Consider the following 6,829-nt stretch of genomic DNA (forward strand, 5'->3'; position numbering starts at 1 on the left):
CCCTCAAATCTGGCGGGTGGCGGGCAGCGTGGCCCGCCGCGGGGTCATTCGGCGGCGACACGCCGGGCGCGGGCCTTGTCCGCATGGGCCATCAGCCCGTCGCGGAACCAGGCCCCGTCCTCCCAGGCCTTGACGCGCGCGCCAAGCCGTTCGGCGTTGCACGGCCCGTTGCCCGCGATCACGGCATAGAATTCGGACCAGTCCGGCTCGCTGAAATCATAGCCGCCCTTGTCCTCGTTCCAGCGCAAATCCGGATCGGGGACGGTCAGGCCCAGATACTCGGCCTGCGGGACGGTCTGGTCGACGAACCTCTGGCGCAGCTCGTCATTGGTGTTCATCTTGATCTTCCAGGCCATCGATTGTTCGGAATGGACCGAATCCTTGTCCGACGGCCCGAACATCATCAGCGACGGATACCAGAACCGGTTCAGCGCATCCTGGGCCATGGCCTTCTGCTCGGGGGTGCCCGCGCACATCTTCATCATGATGTCATAGCCCTGCCGCTGGTGGAACGATTCCTCCTTGCAGATGCGGATCATCGCGCGGGCATAGGGGCCATAGCTGGTGCGCTGCAGCGGCACCTGGTTCATGATCGCGGCGCCATCGACCAGCCAGCCCACCGCGCCCATATCGGCCCAGGTCAGGGTCGGATAGTTGAAGATGCTGGAATATTTCATCTTGCCGGAATGCAGCGCCTCCAGCAGCTCGTCGCGGCTGACGCCCAGGGTCTCGGCCGCGGAATACAGATACAGGCCATGCCCCGCCTCGTCCTGGACCTTGGCCAGCAGGATCGCCTTGCGCTCCAGCGTGGGCGCCCGACCGATCCAGTTGCCCTCGGGCAGCTGGCCCACGATCTCGCTATGGGCGTGCTGGCCGATCTGGCGGATCAGCGTCTTGCGATAGCCCTCGGGCATCCATTCCTTGGGCTCGATCTTTTCGTTGCGGTCGATGCGCTCCTGAAAGGCGCGCTCCTGGTCGGACATCCCCTCGCGCGGGGTGCCGCCTTCGGTCGTGACAAGCTGAGCATACATGGCAAGCGTTCCTTTTCAGACCCGTTCGATGATCATCGCGATGCCCTGCCCCACGCCGATGCACATGGTGCACAGCGCATAGCGGCCACCGCTGCGGTGCAGCTGATACATGGCGGTGGTGACCAGCCGTGCCCCCGACATCCCCAAAGGATGCCCAAGCGCGATCGCGCCCCCGTTGGGGTTCACATGGGCCGCGTCATCCGGCAGGCCCAGATCGCGCAGCGTGGCCAGGGCCTGTGCGGCAAAGGCCTCGTTCAGCTCGATCACGTCCATCTGGTCCAGCGTCAGGCCCGCGCGCGCCAGAACCTTGCGGGCGGCGGGGGCGGGACCGATGCCCATGATGCGCGGCGCGACGCCCGCGGCGGCCATGGCGACGATGCGGGCCCGCGGCGTCAGGCCCTGCGCGCGGGCGGCGCCCTCCGACAGAATCGCCAGCGCCGCCGCCCCGTCATTGACGCCGGACGCATTGCCCGCCGTCACCGACAGGTCGGGGCCGTTCACGCCGCGCAGCCGTGCCAGCTGTTCGGCAGTGGTGCCGGGACGCGGGTGTTCGTCGGCATCGACGATGACCGGGTCGCCCTTTTTCTGCGGAACGTGGACCGGCACGATCTCATCGGCGAACAGCCCGGCGTCCTGGGCTGCGGCCCACCGCTCCTGCGACCGGGCGGCAAAGGCGTCCTGATCATCGCGGCTGATGCCGTAATCGGCGGCGACGTTGTCGGCGGTCTGGGGCATGCTGTCCACGCCGAACCGCGCCTTCATCGCCGGGTTCACGAAGCGCCAGCCGATGGTGGTGTCGAAGACCGCATTGGCGCGGGAAAAGGCGCTGTCCGCCTTGGGCATGACAAAGGGCGCGCGGGTCATGCTTTCCACGCCCCCGGCCAGCACGAAATCGCAATCGCCCGCCTTGATGGCGCGCGCGGCCATGCCGACCGCATCCATCCCCGATCCACACAGGCGGTTCACGGTGGTGCCCGGCACGCCAACCGGCATGCCCGCCAGCAGCACGGCCATGCGGCCAACGTTGCGGTTATCCTCGCCCGCCTGATTGGCGCAGCCATAGATCAGGTCATCGACCGCCGACCAGTCCACGCCGGGGTTGCGATCCATCAGCGCGCGCAGCGGCAGGGCGGCCAGATCGTCGGCGCGGACCTGGGCCAGCGCCCCGCCATAGCGCCCGATCGGCGTGCGCACCGCGTCGCAGATGAAAGCATCCTGCATGTTGTCTTCCCCCGGTCTTTCCCCCGCGGGCCGGCCCATGCACGAATGGTCGGCCCGCCCTTGAGGACAGGGATACCACCAAAACATTACACGTCAAACAGTTTTCTGATTATCTGTGTAATGTTTAAGGGAGGGCCGGTGCACCATCACCGCAACATATTGATCCTGTTCATGCTTTCTACTGTCTGCCGGGCCAGCGGCCCTTCGGCGTCCTGCAGCAGTGCGATCTCGGCCTCGGCGGGCGGCGTCAGGCGCAGATAGAGGTCGCGGAACAGCGCCCGCGCCCGGGTGCCCGACCAGTCGGCAGGCAGCAGCGCGGGCGGCAGGAACGGGTCGCGCAGCACCGCCGCGCGATAGGCATGGACTAGCAGCAGCCGCAGGGTCAGCGCATGGTCGGGCGCAACATCGCCCACCGCCACCGGCCCCAGGCAGGCGATCATCCGGTCATAGCGCGCGGCGACGGCCTCCAGGTCCCAGAACGCGGCGATGCCCGGCACGTCCTGATCGCCACGCACGCGCATCACCACCCGCGCGCCGGGGGGCAGCGTGCCGCGATCGGGCGCCAGCCAGCAGGCCCCGCCCACCGGCGCCAGATGATGCGCGCGGCGCAGATCGTCGGATACCTCGTCCAGCGCCAGCAGCAGCCAGCCCTGCGGCTGCGGCGCGGCGGCATAGAGCAGCGCGGTCGCGCGCCCGAATTCGGCCCGCGCGGCATCGGCCAGGCGGTAAAAGCTGCGGCGCCCCTGCCGGTCCCCCGCCAGCCGCCCCGAGGCGACCAGCCGCGACACCGCCGTGCGGACCTGGTTCTCTCCGAACCCCACGCGGGCGCAGATCTCGATCAGGCTGCCCATCCACAGCACCTCTCCGCGCGGGACGACCACATCGCCATAGACGGTGATGATAAAGCCGGGCGCGGTCAGCTCCAGCGCGCGGGCCAGCGCCATGGGGCAAGGCGGGGTCTGCATGGGGGCGGTCCTTCCTGCGGGGATGGGGCGGTTCTGCCCCATCCCGGCCCGCGCGACAACCGCGTCAGCGCAGGATCGCCGCCACCTGCTGACGGACCCGGTCGGCGGCCTCATGCCGCACCGGGCCATAGCCGCGGATCTGCTGCGGCGCCGCCAGCAGGGTCAGCGCCTGGTCCCCCAGGGCCGCGTGATCGCGGGCGACGCGGTCCATCACGCCGTCGAACCAAGCCAGCAGGTCGCGGTCCAGCCGCCGGTCGGCGCTGCGCGCGAAAGGGTCGGCCCAGCTGCCCCGCAGCGGGCGCAGCCGCGCCAGTGCGCGCAGAACGGGGCGCATCCACGGGCCGAACGCGGTCTTTTTGGGCCGCCCGCGCCCATCGGTGCCGCGCGGCAGCAGCGGCGGGGCCAGATGGTGGCGGATGGTGTAATCGCCCTCGAACTCGGCGGCGATGCGGGCGGCGAAGGCGGGGTCGGCATGCAGGCGCGCGACCTCGTATTCGTCCTTGTAGGCCATCAGCCGATAAAGGCTGTCCGCCGCCGCCGCGACCAACGCCTCCGACCCTTCGGGCAGAGCCGCGCGCAGCGCCGCCAGCCTTTCGGCATAGCGCTGCGCATAGGCCGCATCCTGATAGGCGGTCAGCAGGCCCGCCCGATGCGCGATGATCTGATCCGGACCCTGCGGCGCCGGGGTCGCGGGGGCGGCCAGGTGACGCTCCAGCGCGGCGGGGTCGGCGGCCAGCACGCGGCCCAGGTCAAAGGCCATGGCGTTGCGTTCGACGGCCACGGCGTTCAGGACGATCGCCTGCTTCAGAGCCAGTTCGCTGACCGGCACCAGCCCCTGCTGCCAGGCCGCACCCAGCAGCATGATATTGGCAAAGACCGCGTCGCCCAGCAGCTGTTCGGCCATGCGGTTGGCGTCGAAGGCCAGCAGGTTTGCCGCGCCAACCGTCCGCGCGATCAGATCCTCGCGCGCGGGGATGCGCAGATCGGCGTCTCGGTTCAGGACCAGATCGCCCGTGGGCATCGGCGCGCGGTTCAGCACGACCCGCGTGCCCGCGCGGTAATGCGCCGACGCCTTGGGCGACGAACACACCACCGCGTCGCAGCCGATCACCGCATCCGCATGGCCGCGGTCGATGCGCACCTGATGGATGTCGTCCGGGCGCGGGGCCAGCCGGACATAGCCCAACACGGTGCCGAATTTCTGCGCAAAGCCGGTGAAATCCAGCACGCTGGCGCCCCGACCCTCCAGATGCGCGGCCATGGTGATCAGCGCACCCACGGTCACGACGCCGGTGCCGCCCACCCCTGCGACCAGCAGGTCATAGGGCCGGTCCAGCGCCGCGATGTCGGGCTGCGGCAGGGCGGCGCGCAGGGCGGCCATGTCCAGACCGGCGGGGGCGGGCTTGCGGCGGCGGCCGCCTTCGATGGTGACGAAGCTGGGGCAGAACCCGTCCAGGCAGGTGAAATCCTTGTTGCAGGACGACAGGTTGATGCGCCGCTTGCGGCCCAGGGGGGTCTCGACCGGCTCGACCGACAGGCAGTTCGAGGCGATGGAACAGTCCCCGCAGCCCTCGCAGACCGCCTCGTTGATGACCGCGAAACGGGCGGGGTCCGGGGTTTTGCCGCGCTTGCGGCGGCGGCGTTTCTCGGTCGCGCAGGTCTGTTCATAGATCAGCACGGTGACGCCCCGGATCTGGCGCAGCTCTCGCTGCACCGCGTCCAGACGGTCGCGATGATCCAGCGTGGTCCCCGCCGGAAAATCTCGCAGATCAAAGGCCTTCGGGTTGTCGCTGACCAGCGCGATGCGGTTGACCCCCTCGGCGCGGCAGCTGTGGGCGATGGCCTGCACGCTGACCGGGCCGTCCACCGGCTGGCCGCCTGTCATCGCCACCGCATCGTTATACAATATCTTGTAGGTGATGTTGCCGCCCGCCGCGACCGCCTGCCGGATCGCCAGAGAGCCCGAGTGATACCAGGTCCCCTCGCCCAGGTTCTGGAACATGTGCCGCCCGCCATTCCAGCGCTGCGCCACGGCGATCGGCACCCCCTCTCCGCCCATCTGCGCATAGCCAAGCGTGTCGCGGTCCATCCAGCCCGCCATCACATGACAGCCGATGCCGCTGGCCGCCTGGCTGCCCTGGGGCAGCTTGGTCGATGTGTTATGCGGACAGCCCGAGCAGAAATAAGGCGTCCGGGTCGCGCCCGGCACCGACAGGACTGGCGCAGGCGTCGCGGTCAGGGCGCGGGCGCGGTCCTCCAGCCCCTCCTCGGGGAAAAACCGCGACAGGCGTTCGGCCAGCACCGGGACCAGCATCAGCGGGCTGAACTCTCCGGTCCAGGGCAGCAGCGGGTCGCCCGCCGCGCGATGCTTGCCCACCATCTTGCGGGGCTTGGCGCCGGGCCAGTCGTAGAAATACTCCTTGAACTGGCTCTCGATGATGCCGCGCTTTTCCTCGATCACCAGCACCTCATCCTTGCCGGTGACAAAGGCCAACGCGTCGCGCCGCGCCAGGGGCCAGACCATGCCCACCTTGTAGATGTCGATGCCAAGGCGGCGGCAGGCGGCCTCATCCAGACCCAGCAGGCGCAGCGCCTCCAACGTGTCCAAGTGGCCCTTGCCGGTGGTCACGATGCCAAAGCGCGCGTCGGGGATGTCATAGAGGCGGCGGTCGATGGGGTTCGCCTCGACGAAGGCCTCGACGGCACGCAGCTTGTGGGTGAGGCGCGTCTCGATCTCGGGGCTGGGCAGGTCGGAATGGCGCACATGGATGCCGCCCGGCGGTCCGGTGAAGTCGGGCTGGGCAAAGACGCGATCCTCGGGCAGATCGACCGACTGCCCGGATTCGACCGTCTCGGAGATCGCCTTGAACCCCACCCAGGTGCCCGAGAACCGCGACAGCGCGATGCCGTATTCCCCAAAGGCCAGGTATTCCGCGACCGAGGCCGGGTTCAGCACCGGCATGAACCACGACATGAAGGCCACGTCCGACTGATGCGGCATGGACGACGACACGCAGCCGTGGTCATCGCCCGCCACGACCAGCACGCCGCCCTTGGGCGCGCTGCCATAGGCATTGCCGTGTTTCAGCGCATCGCCCGACCGGTCCACGCCCGGCCCCTTGCCGTACCACATGGAAAACACGCCCTCGACCCGGCAATCGGGGGCCAGCGACGCCTGCTGCGCGCCCAGGATGGCGGTGGCGGCCAGATCCTCGTTCACGGCGGGAAGGAACTCGATCCCGGCCTCGGCCAGGCGGGCCTTCTGGCGCCACATCTCCTGATCGACGCCGCCCAGGGGTGAGCCGCGATAGCCCGACACGAAGCCCGCCGTGTTGCGCCCCGCCGCCCGGTCGCGGCGCCCCTGATCCAGCATGATCCGCACCAGCGCCTGCGTGCCGGTCAGGAACACCCGCCCTTCGGCCCGCGCATAGCGGTCATCCAGCTGATAGGTGTCGAACTGTCCCTGATGCCGCGTCATCGCATATCCCCCCTGCGCATCCGCCGATGATACCCCTGGGGCGGCGGTCATTTTCTCCAGACTTCTGGCCAAATCGCCGCGCGGCGAATAATCTGACCGCCAGACCCCTGAAAACCGGAACGCCATGCCAGCCG

Annotated in this window: 4 protein-coding genes; all 4 read right to left on the reverse strand. The window is 69.2% G+C overall.

Annotated elements, in window-relative coordinates; translation table 11 throughout:
• Positions 1–44: 44 nt before the first annotated feature.
• Complete coding sequence (paaA, locus tag FA740_RS16755; RefSeq protein WP_136857953.1) at positions 45–1,031, reverse strand: 1,2-phenylacetyl-CoA epoxidase subunit PaaA; 987 nt, start codon at positions 1,029–1,031, stop codon at positions 45–47.
• 15 nt (positions 1,032–1,046) lie between these two features.
• Positions 1,047–2,252 (reverse strand): 3-oxoadipyl-CoA thiolase, encoded by a 1,206-nt coding sequence (gene pcaF, locus FA740_RS16760; protein WP_136857954.1) that lies wholly within the window; start codon positions 2,250–2,252, stop codon positions 1,047–1,049.
• Positions 2,253–2,398: 146 nt separating this feature from the next.
• Positions 2,399–3,217 (reverse strand): PaaX family transcriptional regulator C-terminal domain-containing protein, encoded by an 819-nt coding sequence (locus tag FA740_RS16765; RefSeq protein WP_136857955.1) that lies wholly within the window; start codon positions 3,215–3,217, stop codon positions 2,399–2,401.
• Between the two features lie 64 nt (positions 3,218–3,281).
• Positions 3,282–6,695, reverse strand: coding sequence for an indolepyruvate ferredoxin oxidoreductase family protein (locus tag FA740_RS16770; protein WP_136857956.1), 3,414 nt, complete (start codon positions 6,693–6,695; stop codon positions 3,282–3,284).
• Positions 6,696–6,829 lie beyond the last annotated feature (134 nt).

Source organism: Paracoccus hibiscisoli (assembly GCF_005048265.1).
Lineage (GTDB): Bacteria > Pseudomonadota > Alphaproteobacteria > Rhodobacterales > Rhodobacteraceae > Paracoccus > Paracoccus hibiscisoli.

What these genes read in the sequence shown, in the direction of transcription:
- paaA (WP_136857953.1), bottom strand. Translation starts at nt 1,031, where the DNA reads ATGTATGCTCAGCTTGTCACGACCGAAGGCGGCACCCCGCGCGAGGGG.
- FA740_RS16770 (WP_136857956.1), bottom strand. Translation starts at nt 6,695, where the DNA reads ATGACGCGGCATCAGGGACAGTTCGACACCTATCAGCTGGATGACCGC.
- pcaF (WP_136857954.1), bottom strand. Translation starts at nt 2,252, where the DNA reads ATGCAGGATGCTTTCATCTGCGACGCGGTGCGCACGCCGATCGGGCGC.
- FA740_RS16765 (WP_136857955.1), bottom strand. Translation starts at nt 3,217, where the DNA reads ATGCAGACCCCGCCTTGCCCCATGGCGCTGGCCCGCGCGCTGGAGCTG.